This window comes from Jiangella asiatica (assembly GCF_004349065.1).
In the GTDB taxonomy this organism is placed as follows: domain Bacteria; phylum Actinomycetota; class Actinomycetes; order Jiangellales; family Jiangellaceae; genus Jiangella; species Jiangella asiatica.
Map to the genome: position 1 here is coordinate 90,464 of NZ_SMKZ01000021.1, position 26,363 is coordinate 116,826.

General features: G+C 71.5%; 27 protein-coding genes and 1 pseudogene. 12 read left to right on the top strand and 16 right to left on the bottom strand.

Features of this window, described 5'->3' with window-relative positions:
- Window positions 1–202 precede the first annotated feature (202 nt).
- The 4 genes from E1269_RS16080 to E1269_RS16095 form a co-directional block, all read right to left on the bottom strand.
- Window positions 203–1,255: a zinc-dependent alcohol dehydrogenase gene (locus tag E1269_RS16080; RefSeq protein ID WP_131896251.1), complete on the bottom strand. Its 1,053-nt coding sequence runs from the start codon at window positions 1,253–1,255 to the stop codon at window positions 203–205.
- 96 nt (window positions 1,256–1,351) lie between these two features.
- Window positions 1,352–2,950 carry a phosphoenolpyruvate--protein phosphotransferase gene (gene ptsP / locus E1269_RS16085; RefSeq protein ID WP_420810645.1) on the bottom strand — a complete coding sequence of 533 codons (1,599 nt, stop codon included), beginning with the start codon at window positions 2,948–2,950 and terminating at the stop codon, window positions 1,352–1,354.
- 150 nt (window positions 2,951–3,100) lie between these two features.
- Entirely contained in the window at window positions 3,101–4,585 is a 1,485-nt protein-coding gene (locus E1269_RS16090; protein ID WP_131896255.1) for a PTS transporter subunit EIIC, read from the bottom strand.
- A gap of 53 nt (window positions 4,586–4,638) precedes the next feature.
- Entirely contained in the window at window positions 4,639–5,412 is a 774-nt protein-coding gene (locus E1269_RS16095; RefSeq protein WP_131896257.1) for a GntR family transcriptional regulator, read from the bottom strand.
- A 151-nt stretch (window positions 5,413–5,563) separates the two neighbouring features.
- Here E1269_RS16095 and E1269_RS16100 point away from each other — a divergent pair, with 151 nt between their 5' ends.
- The 6 genes from E1269_RS16100 to E1269_RS16125 all read left to right on the top strand — a co-directional run bounded on the left by E1269_RS16100 (window position 5,564) and on the right by E1269_RS16125 (window position 9,467).
- Window positions 5,564–6,430: a GntR family transcriptional regulator gene (locus E1269_RS16100; RefSeq protein ID WP_203433706.1), complete on the top strand. Its 867-nt coding sequence runs from the start codon at window positions 5,564–5,566 to the stop codon at window positions 6,428–6,430.
- A gap of 45 nt (window positions 6,431–6,475) precedes the next feature.
- Window positions 6,476–7,519, top strand: a complete 1,044-nt coding sequence (locus E1269_RS16105; RefSeq protein ID WP_131896330.1) for an SIS domain-containing protein — start codon at window positions 6,476–6,478, stop codon at window positions 7,517–7,519.
- A gap of 31 nt (window positions 7,520–7,550) precedes the next feature.
- Window positions 7,551–7,781, top strand: coding sequence for a PTS sugar transporter subunit IIB (locus E1269_RS16110; RefSeq protein WP_131896261.1), 231 nt, complete (start codon window positions 7,551–7,553; stop codon window positions 7,779–7,781).
- A 38-nt stretch (window positions 7,782–7,819) separates the two neighbouring features.
- Window positions 7,820–8,281, top strand: a complete 462-nt coding sequence (locus E1269_RS16115; protein WP_239000918.1) for a PTS sugar transporter subunit IIA — start codon at window positions 7,820–7,822, stop codon at window positions 8,279–8,281.
- Window positions 8,278–8,919: an HAD family hydrolase gene (locus E1269_RS16120; protein WP_131896263.1), complete on the top strand. Its 642-nt coding sequence runs from the start codon at window positions 8,278–8,280 to the stop codon at window positions 8,917–8,919. The genes E1269_RS16115 and E1269_RS16120 overlap by 4 nt, the downstream gene beginning before the upstream one ends.
- 113 nt (window positions 8,920–9,032) lie before the next feature.
- Entirely contained in the window at window positions 9,033–9,467 is a 435-nt protein-coding gene (locus E1269_RS16125; RefSeq protein ID WP_131896265.1) for a hypothetical protein, read from the top strand.
- 100 nt (window positions 9,468–9,567) lie between these two features.
- Here the strand turns inward: E1269_RS16125 and E1269_RS16130 are convergent, their stop codons facing one another.
- The 9 genes and pseudogenes from E1269_RS16130 to pyrE all read right to left on the bottom strand — a co-directional run bounded on the left by E1269_RS16130 (window position 9,568) and on the right by pyrE (window position 17,544).
- A complete protein-coding gene (locus E1269_RS16130; RefSeq protein ID WP_162606441.1) occupies window positions 9,568–10,128 on the bottom strand; it encodes a DUF4262 domain-containing protein in 561 nt (186 codons plus the stop codon).
- Window positions 10,129–10,369: 241 nt separating this feature from the next.
- Window positions 10,370–11,086 (bottom strand): ABC transporter permease subunit, encoded by a 717-nt coding sequence (locus tag E1269_RS16135; RefSeq protein ID WP_131896269.1) that lies wholly within the window; start codon window positions 11,084–11,086, stop codon window positions 10,370–10,372.
- A gap of 10 nt (window positions 11,087–11,096) precedes the next feature.
- A pseudogene (locus E1269_RS16140) lies at window positions 11,097–11,948 on the bottom strand (ABC transporter ATP-binding protein); the annotation flags it as partial.
- Window positions 11,949–12,031: 83 nt separating this feature from the next.
- Window positions 12,032–12,925: an ABC transporter permease gene (locus E1269_RS16145; RefSeq protein WP_131896273.1), complete on the bottom strand. Its 894-nt coding sequence runs from the start codon at window positions 12,923–12,925 to the stop codon at window positions 12,032–12,034.
- Complete coding sequence (locus E1269_RS16150) at window positions 12,922–13,827, bottom strand: ABC transporter ATP-binding protein (RefSeq protein ID WP_131896275.1); 906 nt, start codon at window positions 13,825–13,827, stop codon at window positions 12,922–12,924. Before E1269_RS16150 ends, E1269_RS16145 begins: the two co-directional genes overlap by 4 nt.
- A 134-nt stretch (window positions 13,828–13,961) precedes the next feature.
- Complete coding sequence (locus E1269_RS16155) at window positions 13,962–15,338, bottom strand: FAD-dependent oxidoreductase (protein WP_131896277.1); 1,377 nt, start codon at window positions 15,336–15,338, stop codon at window positions 13,962–13,964.
- Window positions 15,331–15,963, bottom strand: coding sequence for a TrmH family RNA methyltransferase (locus tag E1269_RS16160; RefSeq protein WP_239000919.1), 633 nt, complete (start codon window positions 15,961–15,963; stop codon window positions 15,331–15,333). The genes E1269_RS16155 and E1269_RS16160 overlap by 8 nt, the downstream gene beginning before the upstream one ends.
- Window positions 15,964–16,134: 171 nt before the next feature.
- On the bottom strand, window positions 16,135–16,890 hold the full coding sequence (locus E1269_RS16165) for a DUF5642 family protein (RefSeq protein ID WP_131896281.1): 756 nt from the start codon (window positions 16,888–16,890) through the stop codon (window positions 16,135–16,137).
- Between the two features lie 114 nt (window positions 16,891–17,004).
- Window positions 17,005–17,544, bottom strand: a complete 540-nt coding sequence (gene pyrE / locus E1269_RS16170; protein ID WP_131896283.1) for an orotate phosphoribosyltransferase — start codon at window positions 17,542–17,544, stop codon at window positions 17,005–17,007.
- Window positions 17,545–17,574: 30 nt separating this feature from the next.
- Here pyrE and E1269_RS16175 point away from each other — a divergent pair, with 30 nt between their 5' ends.
- Window positions 17,575–18,213, top strand: coding sequence for a hypothetical protein (locus E1269_RS16175; RefSeq protein WP_131896284.1), 639 nt, complete (start codon window positions 17,575–17,577; stop codon window positions 18,211–18,213).
- Between the two features lie 44 nt (window positions 18,214–18,257).
- Here E1269_RS16175 and E1269_RS16180 read toward each other — a convergent pair whose 3' ends face one another.
- Both E1269_RS16180 and E1269_RS16185 read right to left on the bottom strand, forming a co-directional pair.
- Window positions 18,258–19,037, bottom strand: a complete 780-nt coding sequence (locus E1269_RS16180) for an SDR family NAD(P)-dependent oxidoreductase (protein ID WP_131896286.1) — start codon at window positions 19,035–19,037, stop codon at window positions 18,258–18,260.
- An 11-nt stretch (window positions 19,038–19,048) separates the two neighbouring features.
- Entirely contained in the window at window positions 19,049–19,375 is a 327-nt protein-coding gene (locus E1269_RS16185; RefSeq protein WP_131896288.1) for a DUF3817 domain-containing protein, read from the bottom strand.
- Window positions 19,376–19,443: 68 nt separating this feature from the next.
- On the opposite strand from E1269_RS16185, the gene E1269_RS16190 reads away from it, so the two are divergent.
- The 4 genes from E1269_RS16190 (at window position 19,444) to E1269_RS16205 (ending at window position 23,266) form a co-directional block, all read left to right on the top strand.
- Window positions 19,444–20,859: a serine hydrolase domain-containing protein gene (locus E1269_RS16190; RefSeq protein WP_203433710.1), complete on the top strand. Its 1,416-nt coding sequence runs from the start codon at window positions 19,444–19,446 to the stop codon at window positions 20,857–20,859.
- Window positions 20,860–21,413: 554 nt separating this feature from the next.
- A complete protein-coding gene (locus E1269_RS16195) occupies window positions 21,414–22,220 on the top strand; it encodes a helix-turn-helix domain-containing protein (RefSeq protein ID WP_162606442.1) in 807 nt (268 codons plus the stop codon).
- Window positions 22,217–22,426 carry a DUF397 domain-containing protein gene (locus E1269_RS16200; RefSeq protein WP_131896294.1) on the top strand — a complete coding sequence of 70 codons (210 nt, stop codon included), beginning with the start codon at window positions 22,217–22,219 and terminating at the stop codon, window positions 22,424–22,426. Before E1269_RS16195 ends, E1269_RS16200 begins: the two co-directional genes overlap by 4 nt.
- A 108-nt stretch (window positions 22,427–22,534) precedes the next feature.
- Window positions 22,535–23,266: a siderophore-interacting protein gene (locus E1269_RS16205; protein WP_162606443.1), complete on the top strand. Its 732-nt coding sequence runs from the start codon at window positions 22,535–22,537 to the stop codon at window positions 23,264–23,266.
- A 43-nt stretch (window positions 23,267–23,309) separates the two neighbouring features.
- Here E1269_RS16205 and clpB read toward each other — a convergent pair whose 3' ends face one another.
- Window positions 23,310–25,901 carry an ATP-dependent chaperone ClpB gene (gene clpB / locus E1269_RS16210; protein WP_131896298.1) on the bottom strand — a complete coding sequence of 864 codons (2,592 nt, stop codon included), beginning with the start codon at window positions 25,899–25,901 and terminating at the stop codon, window positions 23,310–23,312.
- Window positions 25,902–26,041: 140 nt separating this feature from the next.
- On the opposite strand from clpB, the gene E1269_RS16215 reads away from it, so the two are divergent.
- The coding region (locus tag E1269_RS16215; protein ID WP_131896300.1) for a DUF4333 domain-containing protein at window positions 26,042–26,363 on the top strand (322 nt) is incomplete at its 3' end.

Consider the following 26,363-nt stretch of genomic DNA (forward strand, 5'->3'; position numbering starts at 1 on the left):
ACGCTAATCGGATATCCCATATCCCGTCAACGGGTTGTTCCCAGGCATCCCTGAACCAGCACGGCCACGGTTCTACGCGGTGGCGTCGCGCGGCCCTCACGAGGACTTTGCGCGCATCACGAGGCTCACAGGCATGGTGCGGCACGAGATTTCGTGCTGAACGTGATCATTCCGAGGGCTGCGGGGCCCTGGTGGAGGCCGCCTACTCCGGCGCGGCGGGGAAACGCAGCACCACCTGCAGCGCCTCGGCCGGGCGCTCGTCCAGCAGTGCGAACGCCGACGCCACCTCCGTCACCGGCACGACGTGCGACACCAGCGGCCCGACACCCATCCGCCCGTCGGCGACCAAGGACATGAACACGCGCAGCAGCCGGTCGTGGTTCCAGCGGTCGCCGAGCGCCCCCGGCGTGCCGCCGATCTGGCTGGCGACGATCTCGACGCGGTTGTGGTGGAACTCCTCGCCGAGCCGCAGCCCGTCACCTTCCCCCTGGTAGAAGCCAGCGGCCACCACCCGGCCGGCCGGGCGCACGGATCGAACCGCCTCGTGCAACGCCCGATAGTTGCCGCTCAGCTCGATCGCGGTGTCGGCACCGACGCCGTCGGTGACCCGCCGCACCTCCGCGGCCGCGCCACCGGCGACGTTCGGACGGACGGCCTGCGCGGCGCCGAACCGAGAGGCGAGCGCCGCCCGGTCGGCCATGCCCTCGACGGCGGTGACCGTGCCGCCGTTGAGCGTGGTGAGGCGAGTCGCCAGTAGCCCGATGACTCCCTGGCCGAACACCGCGAGGTGCTCGCCGAGGTGCACGTCCGCGGCGAGCACCGCGTTCAGCGCGATGGCACCGACCCGGGCGAAGACACCGTGCAGCGGCGAGACGCCCTCGGGCAGCAGCCGGTGGGCAGCGATGGCGGCCGGGACCACGGACTCGGCGCGGTGACCCCAGATGCCGTAGACCACGTCGCCCACCCGCGGCGACGACACGTCGGGCGCCGCCTCGGTGACCTGGCCGACCTCCTGGTAGCCCCAGCCGGAGACCGGATACGAGAACGACGGCGAGCCGTCGACGAACAGCCGCGCGCCGGCGTCCCAGGTCTTCGTCAGGTACGGGTTCGACCCGCGGTACGCGGTCAGCTCGGTTCCGGCCGAGATGCCCGAGTACCAGGTGGCGATCCGGACCTGCCCAGCGCCGAGTGGCGGCGAGGGCTCGTCGGCGACGCCGACCTGCCGGGTTCCGGTGAACTGCACGACGAGCGGCATCGATGGCACCTCGATTTCGTCAACGAATAGACGATTTATGTCTTACCGTCGGAGAATATTAGGTGCCGCTCTGTTCCCGCTCCATGGCATCGGCCATCACAGGGTGGTGGGGAGCTCGGCCCGGACGGCGTCGCGAGCGGCTCGCGCGTCCGGCGCGTCGACGGCCAGCCCCGCCAACCGCACGCACTCGTCCATCGTCACCGACCGCAGAGCCTCCGCGACGTCCGGGATGGCCCGCGGCGTCATCGAGAGGCTGGTGACGCCGAGACCGGCCAGGACGACCGCCAGCACCGGGTCGGCGGCCGCCTCGCCGCACACGCCGACCGGCCGATCCCGTCGCGCGCCGGCCTGCGCGGTCAACCGGACCAGCCGCAGCCCGGCGGGCTGCCAGGGGTCGTTCAGCTCCGCCAGGTCGCCGAGCAGCCGGTCGGCCGCCATCGTGTACTGGGTGAGGTCGTTGGTGCCGATGCTCGCGAACGCGACGTGCTCCATCACAGCGTCGGCGGTCAGCGCCGCGGCCGGGACCTCCACCATCACCCCGGCCGTGGACAGCCCGTACTCACCGGCGAGGGCGACGAAGGCCGCCGCCTCGGCCGCGGTGGCGATCATGGGCGCCATCACCCACACGTCCGCGCCGGAACGCTGCGCGGCCCGGGCGACCGCGTCGAGCTGGTGGTCCAGCACCTGCGGGTGCCGGCCCGCCGTCCGGTAGCCACGCACGCCCAGCGCCGGATTGGCCTCGTCGGCGTCGGTCAGGAACGGCAGCGGTTTGTCCGCGCCTGCGTCGAGCGTGCGGACCACCACCTTCCGGCCCTTGAACGGCTCCAGCACCGCCAGGTACTGCTCGGTCTGCTCGTCGACGGTGGGCTCCTCGGCCCGGTCGAGGAAGCAGAACTCGGTGCGGAACAGTCCGACGCCCTCGGCGCCGACCTCGACCGCGGCCACCGCGCCCTTCGGGTCACCGACGTTGGCCAGCAGCTGGATGTGCGTCCCGTCGGCGGTACGGCCAGTGCCGTCGAAGTGCCGCACGCGGGTGGCGGCCGCCCAGACGGCGTCGACGGCGGCCGGCGACGGGTCGGCCTCGACAGTGCCCGCCGAGCCGTCCACCAACACGACCGTGTCCGCCACGACGTCGAGGACACCGCGTGCCGCGACCACCGCCGGCAGCCCCAGCGCCCGGGCCAGGATTGCGGTGTGCGACGTCGGGCCGCCCTCCGCCGTGACCAGCGCCACGCAGGTGGACGGGTCCAGCGTCGCGGTGTCGGCCGGTGCGAGGTCTCGGGCGGTCAGCACGAACGGTTCGGCCCGTTCGGGCACGCCCGGTGCCGGCCGCCCCTCCAGGACCGCGACGATCCGGTCGCGCACGTCACCGACGTCTCGGGCCCGCTCGGCCATGTAGCCGCCCAGCGACTCCAGCATCGCGGCGACCTCGGCGGCGGCCTCCCAGACCGCACGCGGCGGGGCGAGACCCTCCTCGACCTTGCGTTGCGCCGCCGACACCAGGGCCGGGTCGGCCGCCATCAGCGCCGTGGCCTCGAGGACCGCTGAGCCCTCGCCGTGCGCCGTCGCCGCCCGTCGTTCCAGGTCGGCGCGGACCAGATCGGCCGCCTCGGCGATCCGGGCGGCCTCGGCGGCGACGTCGGCACCGTCGGACAGCCGGGAATCGGGTGCCGGCTCGGCCACCGGGTCCGGCATGCGCACCACCGGCCCGACCGCACGACCGGGGCTGACCCCCACTCCGCTGATGACTGCCACTGCGCGCTCCTCTCGTCCTCAGTCTGCGCCAATCATCGCGATCGCCGGCACGTTCGCGGTGGAACGTGCCGGCGATCACACGTGGTGCTGCTACTCGGGCCGGCGCTGGTTCTGGTCGTCGCCCCGCCCGTCCGAGCCCTCCGCGCCGTCCGGGCCTCCGGAGACGTCCGGCCTCGCCGCGCTGTCCGGCGGCGCGGGCGCCGTCGTCGTCGTACTGGCCGACGACGGTGCCACGGTGGCCGCCGCCGGGGTGCGCTCCTCCTGGACGATCTCCGCGGCCTCCTCGCCGAGCGAGGCCTCGACCGCCTCGGCGTCCTCCTCGCGACCGGGCGTGCGCAGGTTCCACTTGGTGATCACCCAGCGGAACAGGAAGTAGTAGACCGCCGCGTAGCCCAGCCCGATGACCACGAGCCACAACGGCCCTTCGGCGATCCGGAAGTTCAGCGCCCAGTCGATGAAGCCGGCGGAGAAGCCGAACCCGTCACGCAGCCCCAGCGCGTTCGTGAGCGCCAGCGCCGTGCCCGTCAGCACCGCGTGGATGAAGTACAGCGGGAACGCGACGAACAGGAACGAGAACTCCAGCGGCTCGGTGACACCGGTGAAGAACGACGTCAGCGCGGCGGAGAGCATGATGCCGCCGACGATCTTCTTCTGTGCCGGCTTCGCGGTCTGCCAGATCGCCAGTGCCGCGGCGGGCAGCGCGAACATCATGATCGGGAAGAAGCCGGTCATGAATGCGCCGGCGCTCGGGTCGCCGTTGAGGAAGCGCAGGATGTCGCCCTGGACCGGCTCGCCGCCTGGCGGCGTGTACTCACCGAGTTGGAACCACGGGAAGGAGTTGAGGATGTGGTGCAGGCCGAGCGGGATGAGCAGGCGGTTGAAGAACCCGTAGAGCCCGCCGCCCAGCACGTCGTTCTCGGTGACCCACTCACCCAAGTTCGTCAGCCCCGCGTCGAACGGCCGGTACAGGAAGCTCATGGCGACCGCGATGAACACCGCCACGAACGCCGTGATGATCGGCACGAACCGCCGCCCGCCGAAGAACGCCAGGTACGGAGGCAGCTTGATCCGGTAGTAGCGCTGCCACAGCAACGCCGCGACGATGCCCATGATGATGCCGCCGAGCACGCCGAAGTTAATGAGCTCCTGCTCCTCACCCTCCGCGGCCTCGCCGAGGACGTACGGCGACATCACGTCCGAGACGCTCTTGTAGACCAGGTAGCCGACGACCGCGGCCAGCGCCGTCGAGCCGTCGGACTTGCGCGCGAACCCGATGGCGACACCCAGGGCGAAGATCAGGGGCAGATTGTTGAAGATGCCGGCGCCGGCGGCGCCCACGACCTCGGACACCGGCTGGAGCCAGTGCAGCCCGTCGTACTGGGCGAGGCCGGCGGGCAGGCCCTCCGGGACGGTGCCCGGTTCGCCGCCGAGCATGTCGTTCGAGCCGAGTCGCAGCAGGAGGGCCGCGGCCGGCAGCACCGCGATCGGCAGCATCAGGCTGCGGCCGATGCGCTGCAGCACCGCCAGGCCGGGGAAGCCGCGCTTTCCGGTCGCGGTCGCGGTGGCGGCGCTCATGGGCGCACCCCCGCACCGAGATCGAGGATGAGACGGTACACGTGCGTTCTCCTCTACATGTGTGCCGGCCCGCGGTTCGGGCCGGCATGTGGGGTGCGTTCCAGCGTCATGTGGACCTGGTACCGGTCCGCTCGGTACCAGGAGGTGACGTGCTCCATCGGCCGGCCAGCGGCGTAGGAGGTCTTGCGGAAGACGAGCAGCGGCGCCGCGGGGGGTACCCGCAGCAGCCGGGCCCGCAACGGGTCGGCGCCTTCGGCCCAGACCGTCTGGGCGGCGGAGTCGAGGACACGGCCGTAGTCGTGCGCCAGGATCGAGTACACCGAGCTGGTCAGCTCGCGTTCGAGCAGCCCAGGCAGCGGTGCGGCCGGCAGCCACGACACCTCGTGCGCCATCGGCGCGCCGTCGGCGGAGCGCAGCCGCTCGATCCGGTAGGCGCGGTCGGTGACGTCCAGGCCGAGCGCCGCACGGGCCGGCGGCGGCGCGGCGGTCTCGTCGGCACCGAGGACGACGGTGGAGGGCTTGTGGCCGCGGCGGCGCATGTCCTCGGTGAACGACGACAGATGCATCTGCGACTCGATGCTGGCAGCGGCGACGAACGTGCCCTTGCCCCGGACACGGTAGAGCCGGCCCTCGGCGACCAGACGGCCGACGGCTTCTCGGACCGTGGCCCTGCTGACCTTGAACCGCGTCACCAGTTCGCGCTCGGACGGGACCGGAGCGTCCGGCACGAGCTCGCCCTCGATCATGGCGAGGAGGATCTCCCGCAACTGCCGGTGCTTGGGCACCGGGCCGTCGACCACGTTCACGGAGCCTCTTTCACGGAGCATCTCGGCCAGTGGTAAGCACTGGTCTAGATGTCTTGACCAGTGGGCCATACAATGTGGCTGCGCACCGCGCTTGTCAAGAGGTGAGCGACCCGAATCGACCGGCTGCCGGCATTTCCCGGGGCCCCGACCTGATGCGAGTCCCGTGCTGTCCTTGCGCCGTTCGACGCTGAAGTACCTCCAGGTGCGCGACTACCTGCGGAGTCTCGTCGGCAGCGAGCTGCGCCCCGGCGACCCCGTGCCCTCGGAGCGGGTCCTGTGCGAACGCTTCGGCGTGTCCCGGATGACGGTGCGCCAGGCGGTCGACGCGCTGGTGGTCGAGGGCATCCTCGAACGGGTCCAGGGACGCGGCACGTTCGTCGCGCCGCCCAAGGTCGACCTGCAGATCCGGCTGGCATCGTTCACCGAGGAGATGACCCGCCGCGGCATGACGGCCGGCGTCAGGGTGCTCTCCGCCGGCATCATCCCCGCCGAGGCCGACATCGCCGACGCGCTCGAGGTCAAGCCCGGCGCCGAGGTCATCCACCTGCATCGGCTCCGCTTCGCCGACGACGAGCCCATGGCCGTCGAGCACACCTGGCTCCCGGCCGTCCGGCTGCCCGGCTTCCTCGACGACGGCTCACCGTCCAGCGTGTACGTGGAGCTCGACGCTCGCGGGCTGGTCCCGGACTGGGGCGAGGACACCATCGACGCCGGCGAAGCCGACCACGAGGAAGCCCGGCTGCTGACCATCAAGCCCGGCAAGCCCGTGCTCCGGATCTCGCGGCGGGCCTTCACCGGAGACCAGGCCATCGAGTACAGCCGGTCGGCGTACCGCTCGGACCGATACACGCTGTGGGTGCCGGTGGCCCGACCCAACCCCCCGGTCGTCCCGCGCCGCCGGCAAGGCACCATCGTGACAGAGGATCCTCCCCGGCACGGGTTGACCGCGACAGCGCGAGCCGCGCCCGAGGAACCGCGCCGGAGAACCACGAGTCACCGCGGCGCGCCGCCGGGACCCGCGAGCAAGCGCACCACCTGACCACCGTCCACCATCGACAGGAGTTGCCGCGTGACCGAGACGATCATGGCCCGCGAGATCGCCGAGCAGCCGGAGGCGCTCGCCCGCACCCTCGAGGCGCTGCTGCCGCTGCGCGGTGAGCTCCGCTCGCTGGCCGAGGACCGCCGGGTGGTCCTGTTCGTGGCGCGCGGGTCCTCGGACAACGCCGCCATCTACGGCCGATACCTGCTGGAGGTGCACGCCGGCATCCCCGGCGGCCTCGCGGCGCCGAGCGTCGCCACGCACTACCACGCCGAACTCGATCTCTCTGAGGCGATCGTGGTGTCGGTGTCGCAGTCCGGCGAGACCACCGAGATCGTCGAGACCCAGGCCTGGGCCGCCGGACGCGGCGCCCGCACGGTCGCCGTCACCAACGACGGCGACAGCTCGCTCGCCGCGGCGGCAGACCTGGCCCTCGTCACTCGGGCCGGCGCCGAGCTCGCCGTCCCGGCCACCAAGTCCTACGTCACCCAGCTGGCGGCAATGGCTGTGATGGCCGACGCGTTCGCACCCAAGCCCGGCTCACTTGACGCCGACCTGGACCGGGTGCCCGCCGAGGTCTCGCGGCTGATCTCGTTGCGGACGGGTGTCGACGAGGCCGCCGAACGGCTCGCATCGACGCCGGAGACCCTGGTCAGCGGCCGTGGGCTGACGTTCGGGACCGCACTGGAGGCGGCCCTGAAGCTCGAGGAGACCTGCCTGCGTCCGGTGCGCGGGCTCTCCTACGCCGACCTCCGGCACGGACCCATCGCCGTCGTCGACGCCGAACACGTGGCGCTGCTGGTCTCGGCGGCCGACGGGCCGATGGTGGCCGGCATGACCGACCTCGCGCACGACCTGCGTCGCCGCGGCGCCGCGGCGACGATCGGCATCGGCGGCGACTCCGGCTTCGCCGCCGCCGTCGACGTGTGCGTACCCGGCCCGGACCTGCCCGAGCTGGTGGCTCCGCTCGCGCTCGTCGTGCCGGCCCAGTTGACGGTGGAGGCGCTGGCGCGCAGGCTCGGCCTGAACCCCGACGCGCCCCGCGGCCTCTCGAAGATCACCCAGACCGACCCCGCCAACGACGCGTAACTCGACGCCCCGCAGACCCAACGGAGGACACATGGACAAGGCCGAGCAGATCCTGGCGGCGCTGGGTGGCGCCGACAACATCGTGGAGATCGAGCCCTGCGCCACCCGCCTGCGCACCGAGGTGCACGACTCGTCCCTGGTGGACGAGAAGGCGCTCAAGGCGGCCGGGGCGTTCGGGGTCATCTCAGCCGGCACCGTGGTGCAGGTGGTGGTCGGTCCCGAGGCGGACACCATCGCCACGGACATCGAGGACCTCATGTGAGCGGACCCGCGGCGGCGCCCGATGCGACCGGAGGAGACGTGACCCAGCTCGACGTGTTGGCGCCGGTGCCCGGCCGGGTGGTCGCCCTGGCCGAGGTGCCGGACCCAGTGTTCGCCCAGGAGCTGGTCGGCCCCGGCCTGGCCGTCGACCCGGACCGGACCGGCGTCGCGGTGGCCGTGGCGCCGGTGGCCGGCCGAATGGTCAAGCTGCACCCGCACGCGTTCGTCATCCAGACCGCCGACGGCGCCGGCGTGCTCACCCACCTCGGCATAGATACCGTCCAGCTGGCCGGCGAGGGCTTCGAGCTGCACGTGGCCGAAGGCGACGACGTGAGCGCGGGCGCACCGGTGGTGACCTGGAACCCGGCGGCGGTCGAGGCCGGCGGGCGCTCGCCAGTCATACCGGTGATCGCGCTGGACGCCGCACCCGATTCCGTCGTGGCCCGGCAGGCGGAGGGACCGGTCGCGGCCGGCGGTGTGCTGTTCACCTGGTCACGATGACTCCTTCCTGGAGCGCCGCGTTGCTGGACCTGGACGGCACGCTGGTGGACAGCGAACCGGCCAACCAGGCCGCGTACGGTGCGTACTTCGCCGCGCGAGGCTGGGTCGTCGCGCCGGAGGTCCGCCGTCAGTTCGCCGGCCGTCGCGGCGCGGACGTGTTCACCCAGCTGGCCGGGCCCTGGGACGGCGAGGACACCGATGCCCTGGTCGAGGGCGTGCTGGCGCACGTCGACCACGACGCCCATCCGCTCCGGCCACTACCTGGTGCGGCCGAACTGGTCCGGCACTTGCACGCGAACGGAGTCGCGATCGCGTTGGTGACCTCCGCCCAGCGGAACTGGGCGGAGTACGCCGTCGGCGACGTGCTCGGGGTGCGCGAGTGCTTCGGCGCACTCATCACCTGGGAGACGACCAGCCTCGGCAAGCCGCACCCGGAGCCGTATCTGACCGGCGCGGCCGCACTGGGAGTGAAGCCCGCCGACGCCGTCGCGCTGGAGGACACCGTGCCCGGCGTCCACTCGGCCGTCGCCGCGGGCGTAGGCCAGGTGATCGGGGTGAGCTCGGGATCGGACCCGCGCGTGCTCCTGGACGGCGGGGCCCACGAGGTGGTGACCTCGCCGGCGGATCTCCTGCGCTGACCCGCCGCCCGAGCGGCCCGCTCCGATCATGGGCGTTTGACTGCGCCGGTGGCGGGTACGCGGACAGCTGAGGATTCCTTCGACTGGCCGCGAGGCCATAGGAGGTCGGACCCATGATGATCGTGCTTGCGCTGCTCATGCTGACCGCTGCCGTCCTTGCCGTGGTGATAGCGGTGAGCGACGGCGGCGGCACTGTAGAGATCGACCAGTTCGGGCTGGACACCGAGCTGCCGGTCTGGGGTGTGTTCGTTGCCGGAATCGCTACCGGACTGGTCGCGCTGGCGGGCATCGTCGCCCTCGCGGCCGCGATGCGACGCGCCCGTGCCCGTCGCACCGAGATCAGGCACCTGCGTGAGAAAGTGGCCACTCAGGACGTCGCCGACGACGGCACGGCTACCCCGCAGGCGACGGGCGACCAGCCCGTCGCCGACACCACGACCGAGCCCGCCGGACGCCACGGCGTGACCGGACGCTGGCGTCGCCGGCACGCGGCGGACGACGAGACGTCGACGCGCTCGGAGCCGCCCACCGGCGCCGCGCGCTCCTGACCGTCCTTCGACCAAGGCCGCGGCCCCGACTCCTGGCTTCGAGGCCGCGGCCTCGCGTGCCCGGCTGGGGCCCGCGACCTCGGCCCGCGAGCACCGGCGACTACCCGAGGAACACCCGCGGTGGTGGCTGCAGCCCGGTCGGGAAGTCGTACCCGCCCTCCCAGGGGAAGCGACCCTGGTGGTCGTCCCAGACGACCTGGAGCACGGAGACCGGATCGTCAGCCGTACGGCGGTAGTACCGCTGGGCCGAGGTCAGCAACGGCGGGCCGCCGACGTCGTGGAAGGGGAAGAAGCGCACGCGGTGGTGCCAGCCGTCGACCGGCAGCGGCCGGGCCGGCAGCATGCGCCCACCCCCGCGCACCCGCTCGCCCAGCGCGTTGAGCACGAGGCTGCCGGTCTCGTCGCCCAGGCCGAACACCACCAGCTCCGGATGCCCGAAGTCGTGGAGCCCGACGGTGTAGGCGTACGGCGGATCGCCACCGCGCGGCAGCCCGCACGGACACCCCGGCGGGCCCCAGCACCCCTCGCCGTAGACCGACTCGACGGCCCAGCCGTGCCGGAGCACCGTCTCGCGCAGCCACGCATCCTCTTGGTCGAGCCGTTGCTGCACTTGGAGCGGGGTGACGGCGCGTGCCTCCGGCGGCGGCTCACAGGCGAACATCGCAACCTCCCTACTGGAGTGAACAGATGTTCGAACCATAGCCTCCCCCAATGACAACGTCCCTTGCTCAACGCCCTCTCGGCACTCGGGGGACCTCGAAATGATCACGTTCAGCACGAAATCTCATGTCGCACCATGCTTGTAGGCCTGGTGATGCACATGAAGTCCTCGTGATGGCCGGGAGCCTCATTTCGGCTGCGGAAGGCACGCGGCACGCGGCACGCCGCACGCACCAGGGCGTCTACTCCTCGCCGGCGAGGGAGAGAACGCGCAGGCGCTGGCCGGCGTACCAGGTGGCGCCGACGATGACGACCGCCAGCAGCACTCCGGCGACGGCGAGCCGGACGTCGGACGAGACGAGGTCGCGCTCCACGATGGTCTCGGCCAGCGACAGGGACCACTGCTGGATGCTGAGCGTGCGGGCTCCGGGCACGTACCCGCCGACGAGGCCCTCCCAGATGAGCGCGTACGCCAGTCCGTACACGACGGCGTGCCGGGTGACGACGGCGAGGAGGACGAAGACCGCGCTGTAGGCCACGGACGCCACCAGGGCGGCCGCTCCGAACCCGACGGCCAGCCCGGCCTCGGTGCCGGACATGATCAGGCCGGCCACGAAGGTGGGGACGGCCGCGAACAGCACCGTCGCCGCCACCGCGACGACCAGTTTGCTGAGGATGATGGTCGGCCGCGAGATCGGCTTGGACAGCACGTAGACGACGGAGCCGTCGTCGATCTCCGGGCCGATCACGCCGGTGCCGACGATCAGCCCGAACAGCGGGATCAGCGCGCCGAGCGCGACCGCGCCCAGGAAGTCGGCGGTCACCTGGTGGTCGACGCCCACGGACAGGCGAAGCAGCACGGCCAGCGCCAGCAGCACCGCCGACATCACCAGCAGCAGCAAGGCCCGCCGGCCGCCGAGCAGCGCCCGGGCGGTCAGCTGGGCGACTGTCGTGTTCATCGCGAAACCCCTAACTCTTCACCAGGTAGGAGAAGACGCTCTCCAGGGACTCGTCGGAGGGCGAGACCTCGTAGAGCCGGATGCCCGCGCGCTGGGCCACCCGCGGCAGCAGCTCGGTGAACCGCAGGAACGCGACGGCCTCGACGCGCAGCACTCCGGCGTCCTCGTCCAGCTGCACTCCGGCGGTGGAGCCGTCCGCGATCAGAGCGGAGGCCAGGGCGCGGTCGTCGGTGGAGCGGATGACGTACAGGTGCGGCCGGTCGGTCATGAGCCGGCGAATCTCGCGGTAGTCGCCGGACGCCGCGTGCCGCCCGGCCACCAGGACCTCGATCTGCTGAGCGAGCTGCTCGACCTCTTCCAGGATGTGTGAGCTGAACAGCACGGTGCGCCCCTCGGCGCCCATCTGCCGCAGCAGATCCATGAGGTGCAGCCGCTGCCGCGGGTCCATGCCGTTGAACGGCTCGTCCAGGAGCAGCACGGCCGGGTCGTGCACGAGCGCGGAGGCCATCTTGACCCGCTGCTTCATGCCCTTGGAGTATTCGCCGACCCGCCGGTGCTGGGCGTACTCCATCTCCACCGTCGCCAACGCGCGCTTGGCCGCGGCGCCGGAGTCGGGCAGCCCGTGCAGTTCGGCGTTGGCCAGCACGAACTGCCAGCCGGTGAGGAAGTCGTAGGCCGCCTCGCGCTCCGGCACCAGCCCGATGGTGCGGTACACCTCGGGGTTCTTCCAGACGGCGGCGCCGTCGAGCGTGACGGACCCGGCCGATGGCGCCAGGAACCCGCTGAGCATGCCGATCAGCGTGGACTTGCCGGCGCCGTTGGGGCCGAGCAGGCCGGTGATACCCGGTCCGATGGTCATCGTGACGTCGTTGACGGCGACGACGTTGCCGTACCACCGGGAGACGGCGTCGACCGACAGCACCGACGACCCGGCGAGCCCTGTGCTCATGAGGAGACCTTCCGGTAGCGCAGGTTCAGCAGCGCCCAGCAGGCGCCGATCACCCCGAACGTCACCAGCACGTACCCGACGCCGCCGGCCGAACCCGGCGGCGGGGCGACCGCCGACGACGAGGCGTCCAGGACCCAGGTCTGGAAGCCGTCGACCAGCGTGATCGGTGAGAACAGCCCGAGCCAGCCGGCCAGCGTGGCGTCGTCCTCGACGTAGCGGATGATGCCCTGCAGTGAGCTGATGGCGGCGAAGCTCAGCGCGAAGACGGTGATGATGGCGGCGACGCCGAAGCCGCGGCGGGCGGTCAGTGACGCGATCACCAGCCCGACGCCGGCGAACACGATGGCGAACGCCACCGCGCCGACCAGCGCCAGCGCGACGTCGGTGGTCTCGCGTCCGGCCGGGAACTCCGCCAGCAGCGCGCCGATGTACATGATCAGCAGCGGCGCGGCGAGCAGCAGGAACATCGCCGTCGACAGCCCGGCGAACTTGGCCAGCACGTAGTCCGAGCGCTCCAGCGGCCGGGAGAAGTACAGCGGCACGGTCTTGAACCGCAGATCGCGCGAGACCGCCTGTGGCGCCTGCGCGGCCAGGAAGATGGTCAGGATGCCCTGGGCGACCACGGCGTAGCGCGAGTACGGCAGCGGCAGCTCCGTCAGCACACTGGACGTGGCGTTGGCGATGACCGCGATGATGAACGCGGGCAGGCACATGACGCCGAGCAGCAGCATCGGCAGCACCTTGGCGCGCGCCGAGCGGCCCAGGCCGAACGCGCCGCGCAGGCTGTGCACGTACAGTGCCCGGGCAACGGCGCCGCGGCCGAGCCTCGGCCCGTCGTACCCGCGGTAGCCGATGTCGTGGATGACACCGGCGGGCTGTTGCTGGCTCACTGCGAGCCCCTCTCCCCGAAGACCTCGGCGATGTGGTGCCGCCGCTGCTCGAGCCGGATCAGCCCGACGCCGACCTGCGCGACAGTGTCGCGGACGATGTCGTACACGGACTCGTCCTCCAGCGGCACCACCATGAGATGGCCGTCGCGCACGACGTCGAGCCCGGCGGCTTTCAGCTGGCCGGCGACGGTGTCCGGCTCGGCCGTCACCTCGACGGCAACGAACTGGCTGGTCCGCGTGAACTCCGACGTGGACGACGAGCGCAGCAGCCGGCCGGCGTCGATGACGACGACGTGGTCGGAGATGCGCTCGAGCTCACCGAGCAGGTGCGACGTGACCAGGACGGTGATGCCGAAGTCGGTGTAGATGCGGCGGATCAGCGCCAGCATGTCGTCGCGGCCGACCGGGTCCAGCCCGTTGGTCGGCTCGTCGAGCAGCACGATCTCCGGATCGTGCACGAGCGCCTGGGCCAGCTTAACCCGCTGCTTCATGCCCGTGGAGTAGCCACCGATGGGCCGGTACCGCTCCTCGTAGAGGCCGACGTGGCGCAGGGTGTCGGCGGTGCGCTCACGCGCGGCGTCGGCCGGCAGCCCGGACATCCGGGCCATGTGCACGACGAACTCGGTGGCGGAGACGTCGCCGGGCAGGCAGTCGTGCTCGGGCATGTAGCCGACCCGCTCGCGGATCTTCGGCCCGTCGGTGGTGACGTCGAGGCCGAGCATCCGCGCCTGCCCGGACGTCGCCTCCGACAGCCCGAGCAGGATCTTGATCAGGGTGGACTTGCCCGCGCCGTTCGCGCCGACGAGCCCGACGACGCCCGGCTCGACGTCGATGGTGAGCCGATCGAGCGCGGTGACCGCCGGGAACCGCTTCGTCAGCTCCTCGGTCTGGATGACAGGCACGGCACGACGCTACCGCCCGCGACCCGTCCAGCGCGTCGGGCGACGGTACGACGTCGCGTGTCGTACCCCAGCACGACCCTCCCCGATGCCGCCGCCACGGGTGACCCTGAGAGCCGTCTCAGGGTGTACCCGGGTCACAGCCGATCGGCGACCTTGCGTGCGGCGATCTGCACCGGATCCCACACCGGGGAGAACGGCGGCGCGTAGGACAGGTCGGTCATCGCCAGCTCGGCCGCGGTCATCTCGTTCCACAGCGCCAGCGCGCACACGTCGATGCGCTTGGCCGACCCGTCGCGGCCGACGATCTGCACGCCGAGCAGCCGGCCGCCGGGCCGTTCCGCCACCACCTTGACGGTGATCGGCATCGCGCCCGGGAAGTAGCCGGAGCGGGTCGTGGACTCCGCGGTCACGGCGATGATGTCCAGGCCGGCCGCGCGGGCGTCGTCCTCGGTCAAGCCGGTCCGTGCCAGCTCGAGGTCGCACACCTTGGTCAGCGCCGTCCCCACCACGCCGGGGAACCGGGCCGATCCGCCACCGAGGTTGGTGCCGAGCACCCGGCCCTGCTTGTTCGCATGCGTCCCGAGCGGCACGTGGACCCAGTCGCGCCGCACACGGTCCCAGGCTTCCACGCAGTCGCCGGCCGCCCAGACGCCGTCGACGACGCGGTCGCCGTCGGCCACCCGCATACCGTCATCGACGCGCAGCCCGCGGGTCGCGCCCAACGGCAGACCGGCGGCCCTGGCGAGCTCGGTGGCCGGGCGGACCCCGGTGCCCAGGACGACGACGTCGGCGTCGAAGATGCCCGCGTCGGTGATCACCGCGCGCACGACGCCGTCTCCGTCGATCTCGAACTTCTCGACATCGGTTTCGGTGACGACGTCGATGCCCATGCCCTCCATCGCCTCGTGCACCTGCCGGCCGAGGTCGGGGTCGAGCGTCGTCATCGGCTCAGGTGACCTGTCGACGACGGTGACCGCGAGGCCCCGGCGGACCATCGCCTCGGCCATCTCCAGGCCGATGTAGCCGGCGCCGACGACGACGGCCCGGCGCACGTCGCGGGCGAGGTACCGGATGACCGCGCCGCCGTCGTCGAGCGTCTGCACGCCGAACACCCCGGTCGCGTCGGCGCCGGGGACGTCGGGCCGGATCGGCGCCGCGCCGGTGGCGAGCACCAGCTGGTCGAAGCCCAGCCGCTCGCGTCGTCCCGCCGCGTGGTCGACCACCTCCACCCACCCCGCGTCGAGGTCCAGCTCCACCGCTTCGGTCAGCAGCCGCAGGTCGATGCCGTTGGCCCGGTGCTCCTCGGGCGTGCGCGCCACCAGCTGGTGCGGGCCGGCGACGTCGCCGGCCACCCAGTACGGGATGCCGCAGGCGGAGTAGGACGTCCAGTGCCCGCGGTCGACGGCGACGACGTCCAGGCCGCGGCCCGTGCGCTCGGCCGTCCGCAGCGCCTGGGACGCCGCGCTCATGCCGGCGGCGTCCGCGCCGATCACCACCACCCGTTCAGCCATGTCCGGCTCCGACGGTGGCGTGCGTGCGCACCCAGGCGTGCATCGCGATGGCCGCGGCGGCGCCGGCATTGATGGACCGGGTCGAGCCGAACTGCGCGATCGACAGGACGGCGTCGACATGCTCCCGCGCGGCCTCGGACAGCCCGGGGCCCTCCTGCCCGAACAGCAGCACGCACGCCCGCGGCAGCGGATAGGTCTCCAGGGGTACCGCGCCGGGAAGGTTGTCGATGCCCAGTACCTGCAGCCCGTGCTCGCGGGCGAAGGCCGCCAGCGCGTCGAGGTCGGCGTGATGGCGCAGGTGCTGATAGCGGTCGGTGACCATGGCGCCGCGGCGGTTCCAGCGGCGCTTGCCCACGATGTGCACCTCGGCGGCGAGGAAGGCGTTCGCGGTGCGGACCACCGAGCCGATGTTGAAGTCGTGCTGCCAGTTCTCGACGGCGACGTGGAACGGGTGCCGGCGCCGGTCGAGGTCGGCGACGATGGCCTCGGTGGTCCAGTAGCGGTACCGGTCGACGACGTTGCGCCGGTCACCGCCGGCCAGCAGGTCGTGGTCGTACCGGGGGTCGTCCGGCCACGGCCCGTCCCACGGCCCGACCCCGGGCGGCACCTCCGCCTCGTCGCTCACGGGACACACCGTAGTTCGTGCCCGGCTGGCCTGTCGGTGCCGCCCCGTACGGTGGCGGCCATGGAGACCACCCGGACGACCTGGCCGGGGCCGTTCACACCACCGGCGGGGCGCGAGCACCTTCGAGAGGTACTGACGACGCCCCGTCGGTGGCGGTGCTTCGTGCCCGGGTCAGCCCTGCGCGGCGCGCAGCTTGTCCAGCGCGGCAGGGGCCAGCGCGTCCAGCTCGAACACGGCCGACTCCGGGTTGCCGGCCACGTAGACGCCGCGGTCGCCGTCGATCATGTAGATGATGCGCATCGGCGTCTCCGGAACCCCGGGCATGACGGTCGTTGTCTCGATCGCGATCGCCTCATCGGCGTCGACGGCCGGGGCGTCGACGATCTCGGTGGTCAGCGTCATGTCCACCGGCTGGCCCGCGGCCTCGCCGGAGATGGCGATCTCGGCGCACCGACCGTAGTAGTCCTCGACCGCGGCGACGTCGTCGGCGCTGGCGCCGGTGTAGACGGCGCTGACGAACACGTCGGTGCCGCTGATGGCACTGATGCCGGCGCTCTCGACGCCGTCGCGCTGCAGCGGGTCGTCGGCGTAGCCCTGGCAGTCGGCCGGCTCGTAGGTGATGCCCTCCAGCATGCCCGCCATGCTCGCGCCCATGTCGCTGACCATGGTGGCGTCGAACGGCATGATCTCGACGTCGGCCGGGAGATCCTCGGCGGCCAGCACGGCCGCGGACAGGTCGGTGCCGCCCTCGTCGGCCGCGGCATCGTCCTCGGCCGCGTCGTCGGTTGCGGTCTCCTCGGGGGTCTCCTCGCCGCCGGCGGACTCCTCGCTGGTGGTGGTCTCGTCGTCGGTGGACTCGTCGTCACCGCCGCAGGCAGTCAGGAAGAGGGTGGCGGCGATGAGCGCAGAGATTCCAAGCTTTCGCATGATGGGTTCAGGTCCTCGATGTGACGTCGTCGAATGAACAACCCACGGCATGGGCAGTCGCGGGCCTTGTCAGCGCCATCTCGCGTGCCCTCGGCAATGGGTGACGGCGTCAATCTACAGGCCGAGGTCCTCGCTCGTGTATGCGGCGCGATATTCGAATCCAGCCGCCTCGATGCGCTCGCGTGAGCCGGTGCCGCGGTCGACGATGACGACGACGGCGGCCACCTGCGCGCCGGCCTCGCGCAGCGCCTCGACGGCCGTGAGCACGCTCCCACCGGTGGTGGAGGTGTCCTCGACGGCAAGCACCCGGCGGCCGGTGACGTCCGGGCCTTCGATGCGCCGGCGCAGCCCGTGCTGCTTCTCGCCCTTGCGCACCACGAAGCTGTCCAGGCGGTTGCCGCGCCGGGCCGCCGCGTGCAGCATCGCGGCCGCGACCGGGTCGGCGCCCAGGGTCAGCCCGCCGGCCGCGGCGAAGTCCAGCCCTTCGGCGAGGTCCAGCATGACGTCGCCGACCAGCGGTGCGGCGGCGCCGTCGAGCGTGATGCGGCGCAGGTCGACGTAGTAGTCGGCCTCCTGGCCCGACGACAGCACGACCCGGCCGTGCACGACGGCCTTCTCGACGATGTGGCGGCGCAGCTCATCCCAGGCACTCACGAGCCATCAGCGTACGGCAGGCTGTCGGGCGTGATGCCCGGCACCGTCGTCCTCGTACCCGGCCCGCTCGACCCGGACTCTGTCTGGGCGGACGTGGCCAGCCGGCTGCCGTATTCCGCGGTCGCACCGGACGGCGCCGCGGACCGGCCGCCGTACGCCGTCGGGTGGGTGGCTTCGCTGGCCGCGCCGCTGCACGCGTCGGCGCCGCGCGGGCCGCTCGTCGTCGTCGGGCACGGGACGGCCGGCCCGCTCCTGCCGGCGCTGGCCCGCACCCAGCGGGCCGCACGGCGCCACGTGGGCGGCTACGTGTTCGTCGACGCCACCCTGCCCCGACCCGGTGCGCCCAGCCAACTGGACCTGCTGCGCGCCGCCGACCCGGACACCGCCGACGCCGCGCACGCCGCGCTGCACGAGCCCGGCACCGCCACGTGGCCGCCGGCCGCGGCGCGTCCACGAGACCACGACTTCTGGACCGAGCGGCTGCCGCCGGCGCCGGACTGGCCGGACGCGCCGTGCGCCTATGTCAGCACGGGCGGCCTGGTGCCCGGCGTCGGCCCGGTGGACTTCTGGGCCCGCTCGGCGCGAGCCCGCGCCTGGCCGGTCAGCACCGTCGACGACGGCGACGACCTCGCGACGGCGCTCGCGGAGGTCATCGCGAATCTCCCATGAGCATCAACCGTTGGCGACGTCATAGCGTTGCCGACTGTTGATGATCACTGGGACGGACGGGAACGGCTCCGCCTGGCCGGGTGTTGCTGTCCCAGCGCCAGGACCAGCCGGCGCGGCAGCCGTGGCAGCACGGCTCCAGCCAGCCGGTAGACCAGGCCCGGCACCGACACCGTCCGGCCACTGTCGAGGTCGCGCAGCGCGGCCACGACCAGGGCGTCGGAGTCGAGCCACATCCACGACGGCAGCCGCGACATGTTCATGGCGGCACGGGCGTGGAACTCGGTGCGGGTGTAGCCCGGCGCCAGTACCATGACGCGCACGCCGGTGCCGGCCACCTGGGGCACGAGACCCTCGCTGAAGGCCGTCACCCAGGCCTTGGCCGCGCTGTAGGTGCCCCGCGGCACCCAGGCCGCCACCGAGCTCACGTTGACCACCGCGCCGTGCCCACGCTCGATCATGCCGGGCAGTGCCGCGTGGGTGAGCCGCAGCACGGCACGCACGAGCACGTCGAGCATGCGCTCCTCGTCGGCGATGTCGTTGTTCAGGAACGACCGGCCCAGCGCGAAGCCGGCGTTGTTGACCAGCAGGTCGATGGGGCGCTCCGTCGAGCGCAGCCGCTTCTCGACCGCTTCGGTGTCGCCGGCCAGGTCCGCGGGCAGCACCTCGGCGCCCACGCCGTACGCGCCGCGCAGCTCCGCCGCGACCGACAGCAGCCGGTCCGCGTCGCGGGCGACGAGGACGACGTCGTGACCGCGTGCGGCCAGTGCTCGCGCGAATGCCCGGCCGATGCCCGCCGTGGCCCCGGTGACGAGTGCCGTTCCCATGTGGACAGACCCTACGAGACGGCCATCTCGTCCGGGTCACGGTCGGTGGCCTGCCGCTCGCGCAGCACGCGGCGCTCGAACCACACCGTCATGAACGGCGGTATCGCGCAGGTCAGGCCGAGCAGCGTCTTCGTCATGCTCCAGCGCTCGGTCCACCACATCGCCAGCACCGTGACCAGGTACACGAGGAAGATCACGCCGTGCACCGGCCCGAATACCTGGACCCCGATCTCGTTCTCCACCACGACGTACTTGAAGAACATGCCGACCAGCAGGCCCGCCCACGAGACGGCCTCGGCGACGGCGGCGATCCGGAACCAGCGAAACGCAGAAATCACAGCTTTTCCTCTACATCGGGACGATCATGGTCACACTACGGTCATTGCGGTCGATAAGGTCAGGACCCGTGACCGACCCCTCCCACACCGCCGTGGCCGACGCCACCCGCTATTTCGACACGTGGCTGGCGTTCCGCCAACAGTACGACCGGGTCCCCGGCCTCCAGGCAGCCGTGCTCCACCACGACAAGCTGCTGCTCTCCACGGCGCACGGCTGCGCCGACGTCGAGAGCGCCACGACCCTGACGCCGCGACACCTGTTCCGGATCGCGTCACACTCGAAGACCTTCACGGCTACCGCCGTTCTGCAGCTGGTCGAGCGCGGTGCGCTCCGGCTGGACGACCAGGCCGGCCAATGGCTGCCGTTCCTGTCCGGCCGGCCGCTGGCGACGGTGACGGTGCGCGACCTGCTCGGGCACGGCGGAGGAGTCGTGCGCGACAGCCGCGACGCCGACTTCTGGCAGCTCGTCCACGCCTTCCCCGACGAGGACCGGTTGCGTGCGATCCTGCTCGACGGGGCCGAGGTGCTGCCGGCCAACGAACGGTTCAAGTACTCGAACATCGGCTACTCGATGCTCGGGATGATCATCGCAGCCGCGTCCGGCCGCTCCTACCACGAGTACGTGCGCGAGCACATCGTCGACGAGCTCGACCTGGCCAACACCGGGCCCGAGTACGACATGGCGCGCGCCGGCGACTACGCCACCGGCTACACCGCGCTCACCTATGCTGACCGCCGCATCCCGATCGATCACGTCGACACCGCGGCGATGGCCGCGGCGGCCGGGTTCTTCAGCACCGCCGAGGACCTCGTGCACTACGCGTCGGCACACTTCCTCGGTGACGCCCGACTCGTCTCGGACGCGTCGAAACGGCTGATGCAGCGCGCGGAGTGGAAGATCGAGGGCGCGGACGCCGAGTACGGTCTCGGCTTCGGCCGGGCCATGCTGGGCGAGCGACTGGTCTTCGGACACGGCGGCGGCTACCCCGGGCACATCACCCGCACGTCGTTCGACCCGGTCGGGCAGATCGCAGTATCGGTGCTGACCAACGCCATCGACGGTCCGGCCCACATGCTCGCCGAGGGCCTCTTTCGGCTGGTCAACCTCGCCCAGCGGGCTGAGCCGCAGAGCGGGACACCCGTGGACCCGGCCCGGTTCACCGGCCGGTTCGCCAACCTCTGGCGGGTCTTCGACGTCGTGGACCTCGCCGGCCGGCTCTACCTGCTCGACCCCACGCAAAAGGACCCGACGGCCGAGCCGGTGATCCTGGACGTCGTCGACGAGAGGACGCTGCGCCTCAGCGGCGGCGGCGGGTACGGCCCGGTCGGCGAGACGATGCACTACGAGTACGGCGCCGCGGGAGTGGTGTCGGTGTCGGCGTTCGCGATGACCGCCTACCCGGTGCGGCGGATCACCGAGGCCGTCCGCCGTCGCGACCGCGTGTCGCCGGGCACTCCGCTGGTGGATCGGTCCGGAGACTGACGTCAGCGGTCAGGGGTGGGCGGTCATGAGTGGTGCCGGTGGCGATCCCAGGAGATGATCACGCAAGCGATCCACAGCATGGGCAGGACGGACACAACGAGGATGGATGTCATCTCTCTCACCAGGTCAGCTGCGCGACCAACTCTCGATCTTGGTCGCGCTGTCACTCCACTGGCCGGCCCACGTAGCCGCCGGGCACGGCCAAGTCTCACCGCACTCCCGGCACGACGACGACCGATGCGGCATCCAGTGCCGCCCAGGGACATGGGCGTGCAGAAGCCTGGTCGCGTAAGCGTCCACCTCAGCGGTGCTCCAGTCGACGAGTCCGTACCCGTGGGCTCGAGCCGTGAAGCCGGACATCTCTCCTCCGTCGTGTCGGACACCGCGACGGGCGGGGGCAGCCCCTACGTGCCGGCCTGAGGTCGGCGAAACCCTGCGCCGCGGTCCTTGGCGAAGTATCGTGCATGATCTGAGGCCGCCGCGGGAACAATTCGGCTGTCACGTCCGCACCTTGTGACGCCGACCGCGACTTTGTGACATCGCCGGGAGATGCCGTGACAGATCATGATCCGGATTCCGCCGCCGCCTTTTTCGGTGGTGAGCTGGCGCGCGCGCGTCACCGTGCCGGTCTCACCCAAGAGCAGTTGGCCGAAAAGCTGAACTACTCGCGCGGAGCCGTGGCTAATGTGGAAACCGCGCAGCGTCCACCGCAGCGGGAGTTCGCGGAACGCTGCGACGAGATCCTGGGTACTGACGGTCTCCTGCTGCGAGCCTGGAAACTGGTCAGCCGCGAGTCGGTGCCCGCGAAGTATCGAGGGTTCATCGAGGAGGAAGAACGGGCGAAGTCGATACACACGTACGAACAGACCTTCCCGCCAGGCTTGTTGCAGACACAGGCGTATGCACGAGAGCTGTTGGCGGGCGTCAGGATGGCCTATGACAACCATGTCGACACCCAGGTCGAGGCCCGGATGAGGCGCCAAGAAATCTTGCGGCGCGATGATCCGCCCCGACTGCGAGCGGTAATCGACGAGGCCGCCCTCCGGCGCATGATCGGTGGCGCGGATGTCATACGTGATCAACTCGAACATCTACTCAAAATGGGCGAGATGCGGCATATCACCATTCAGGTGATGCCTTTCGCCGCCGGGGCACATGCCGCGCTGAACGGGCAGATGACGATATTTGATCGCCTCAACGGACAACCGGTCCTGTACTACGAAGGCCCTACCGGTGGCCATATCATGACGGAGGCAGGAGTCGTGAGCGATGCCGTCGACCGGATGGATGTACTCCGGGCGCAGGCGTTGTCTCCCGACGAATCGGCGGACATGATCCGCCACGTATTGGAGGAGTTATGAGCGAGGTGTCGGAGCTGGCCGGCGCCGTGTGGCGCAAGTCCAGCTACAGCAACGGGGACGGCGGTCAGTGCGTCGAGGTGACGCCCCTGACCGACGGTGGCATGGCTGTGCGCGACAGCAAGAACCCCAACGGTGGAATCCTGAAGTTCACCGCTGGCGAGTGGTCGGCATTCGTGATGGGCGCGAAGGCCGGCGAGTTCGACTGAGTCCGTCTCGGACCATGCACCGCCCCCGCAGCCGCATGGCTGCGGGGGCGGCCTGCTGAGATGGGTGGTATGACAGCTTCGGTGGACCCGATAGGTGGTTCCGTGGGCGTGGCGGATTCGACCGGTCGGTTGCGTGTCGTCGGCTCGGCGGCGGTGACCCCGGCCATGCTGCGGCTGACCCTCGCGATCGACGCGCCCCACCTGCCGCTCGATCCGTCCTGCCCCAACCTCGTGCTCCGGCTGTCGCCGCCGGCCGACGTCGACACCGGCGGCACGAGCGGCGCCCGACCGCCCAGCCGTACCTACACGATCCGTCGGCTCGACGCCGCGGCCGGCACCGTCGACATCGACGTCGTCCTGCACGGCGACGGGCTGTTCGTGCGCTGGGCGCGCGACGCACGGCCCGGCGACACCATCGATTTCACCGGACCGCGCCCGCACGCCGTGCCATCGTTCGAGGCCGACGCTCTGGTGATGCTCAGCGACGAGACCGGCCTGCCCGCGGTGGCGGCCATCCTCGAGGCCGCATCGCCCGGGCTGCCGGTGCTGGCCGTCGTCGAGGTACCCGACGCCGGCGAGGAGCAGGTGGTCGAGAGCCCCGCCGTCGTCGACCTGCGGTGGCTGCACCGCGACCGCACGCCGGCGGGCACCACCGGCGGATTGGAGCGCGCGGCGCGATCGCTGCCTTGGCCTGCCGGCGCCGTCGACGTGTGGGTGGCCGGCGAGACCAGCGAGGTCCGCGCCGTCCGCCGGTTCGCCGCCGCGGAACGCGGCGTGGCCCGCGACCGGCTGCACGCCTTCGGCTACTGGCGCCGCGGCCGCGCCGGCTCACCCAGCTGAGCCCCCGCACACCGGGCGAGGCCGGCGTGGCGCAGAGCGGGCGTCAGGCGCGGCTGACGCTCAGCTTGTCCGCGGTTTCGTCCAGGTCGACGACGACGGTGTCACCGTCGCGCACGTCGCCGGCGAGGATGGCCCGCGCCAGCTGGTCGCCGATGGCCGTCTGGACCAGCCGCCGCAACGGCCGGGCGCCGTAGACCGGGTCGTAGCCGGTCAGTGCCAGCCACTCCTTGGCGCTGTCGGTGACCTGCAGCACCAGCCGGCGGTCGGCGAGCCGCTGCGCCAGCCGCTCCACCTGCAGGTCGACGATTCGGGCCAGCTCGCCGGTGCCCAGCGGCTCGAACATCACGATGTCGTCGATGCGGTTGAGGAACTCGGGCTTGAACGACGCTCGCACGACCTCCATGACGGCGTCCCGCTTGGCCTTGTCGTCCAGCGCCGGGTCGGCGAGGAACGTCGAGCCGAGGTTCGAGGTCAGGATCAGGATGACGTTGCGGAAGTCGACCGTGCGGCCCTGCCCGTCGGTCATCCGGCCGTCGTCGAGCACCTGGAGCAGGATGTCGAAGACCTCCGGGTGGGCCTTCTCGATCTCGTCCAGCAGCACGACGGAGTACGGTCGCCGGCGCACGGCCTCGGTGAGCTGGCCGCCCTCCTCATAGCCGACGTAGCCGGGGGGCGCCCCGACCAGGCGGGCGACGCTGTGCTTCTCGGAGTACTCGCTCATGTCGATGCGGACCATCGCCCGCTCGTCGTCGAACAGGAACTCCGCCAGCGCCTTGGCCAGCTCGGTCTTGCCGACACCCGTGGGGCCGATGAAGACGAACGAGCCGGTGGGCCGGTCGGGGTCGGAGATGCCCGCGCGCGACCTGCGGACGGCGTCGGAGACCGCGGCGACCGCGATCCGCTGGCCGATGACCCTGCTCCCCAGCTCGTCCTCCATGCGCAGCAGCTTCTCGGTCTCGCCCTCCAGCAGCCGGCCGGCGGGGATGCCGGTCCACGCGGCCACGACGTCGGCGACGTCGTCCGGGCCGACCTCCTCCTTGACCAGTAGAGTCTCAGCGGTGGCGGTCGGAGTTTCGGCTTCGGTGGCGGCGGCGAGCTCCTTCTCCAGCTCCGGGATGCGACCGTAGAGCAGCTCGCTGGCGCCGGCGAGGTCGCCCTCGCGCTGGGACCGCTCGGCCTGGCCGCGCAGCTCGTCGATCTGCTCCTTGAGTGCGCCGACGCGGTTCAGCCCGGCCTTCTCCTGCTCCCAACGGGCCTCGAGGCCGCGCAGCTCCTCCTCGCGGTCGGCGAGCTCGGCACGCAGCGACGCCAGCCGCTCGCGCGAGGCGGCGTCGGACTCCTTCTCCAGCGCCAGCTCCTCCATCTTGAGCCGGTCGACCTGGCGGCGCAGCGTGTCGATCTCGACCGGCGAGGAGTCGATCTCCATGCGCAGCCGGGACGCGGCCTCGTCGATCAGGTCGATGGCCTTGTCCGGCAGCTGCCGGCCGGTGATGTAGCGGTGGGACAGCGTGGACGCGGCCACCAGCGCGCTGTCGGCGATCTGCACCTTGTGGTGCGCCTCGTAGCGCTCGCGCAGGCCGCGCAGGATGGCGACGGTGTCCTCGACACTCGGCTCGCCGACGTAGACCTGCTGGAAGCGGCGCTCCAGGGCGGCGTCCTTCTCGATGCGCTCGCGGTACTCGTCGAGCGTGGTGGCGCCGACCATCCGCAGCTCGCCGCGGGCAAGCATCGGCTTGAGCATGTTGCCGGCGTCCATGGCAGAGTCGCCGGCCGCGCCGGCACCCACGACGGTGTGCAGCTCGTCGATGAACGTCACGACCTCGCCGTCACTGGCCTTGATCTCGTCGAGGACGGCCTTGAGGCGCTCCTCGAACTCACCGCGGTACTTGGCGCCGGCCAGCATCGCGCCGATGTCCAGCGCGACCAGCCGCTTGCCGCGCAGCGACTCCGGGACATCGCCGGCGACGATGCGCTGGGCCAGGCCCTCGACTACGGCGGTCTTGCCGACACCGGGCTCACCGATGAGCACGGGGTTGTTCTTCGTCCGGCGCGACAACACCTGGACGACCCGGCGGATCTCGGAGTCGCGGCCGATGACGGGGTCGATCTTGCCCTCGCGAGCCCGCTCGGTGAGGTCGACGCCGTATTTGTTGAGCGCGTCGTAGGTGCCCTCGGGATCCGGGCTGGTCACCCGGGCCGAGCCGCGGACCTCGGCGAACGCGGCGCGAACCTTCTCCGCCGTCACGCCGTGCTTGGCGAGCAGGTCGCGCACCGGCGAGGGGACGTGCGCGAGCCCGACCACCAGGTGCTCGGTGGACACGTATTGATCGTCCAGCTCGCGGGCCACCTCACCAGCGTGGGACAGCACGGAGTAGGTGGTTCGGGCGAGGTTGGGCGACGCGACGGTCGAGCCGGCCGCCTTGGGCAGCGCCTCGTACGCGGCGTCAACGTCGTGGCGGAGCGCGGGCAGATCCGCGCCCGCTGCCTCGAGCAGCGAGCCGGTGAGCCCTCCGGACTGGATGAGCAGGGCGCGCAGCACGTGCACCGGCTCGACCGCGGGGTTGCCGGCCGTGGCGGCGCTGCGCACCGCGACCGACAGTGCCTCCTGTGCCTTCGTGGTGAGCTGGTCGTTCATCGATCTCCCTAGATGTGAGGCCTGCACCTTGGTCAACGCGTCCCAGAGTTGAGCCTATTCCACTCAACTCTGCATGGCGACCCCTCCGTCGAACACCGCATCTGGAATGATGACCGCGGTCGATCGGAGGTACCCCGTTCATGATCCGCACCCGCTCGGCGGCGATGCTCGGCGTCGTCGCCCTGGCCCTGGCCGGCTGCTCGGTCTTCGGTGAGAAGACCGTGCCCCGCTCGGAGCTCGAGGACGGCGTCCGACGACTCCTCGAGGAGCAGGTCGGCCAGCCCATCGACTCCGTCAGCTGCGACGACGACCTCGCCGGCGAGGTCGACGCGTCGGTCCGCTGCACGCTCACCGCCGAGGACGGCAGCACGATCGGACTCACCGTGACCGCCACCGACGTCGACGGCAACGACGTCCGCTACGAGGTCCAGGTCGACGAGACAGCCTCCCCGCCCGCCACCC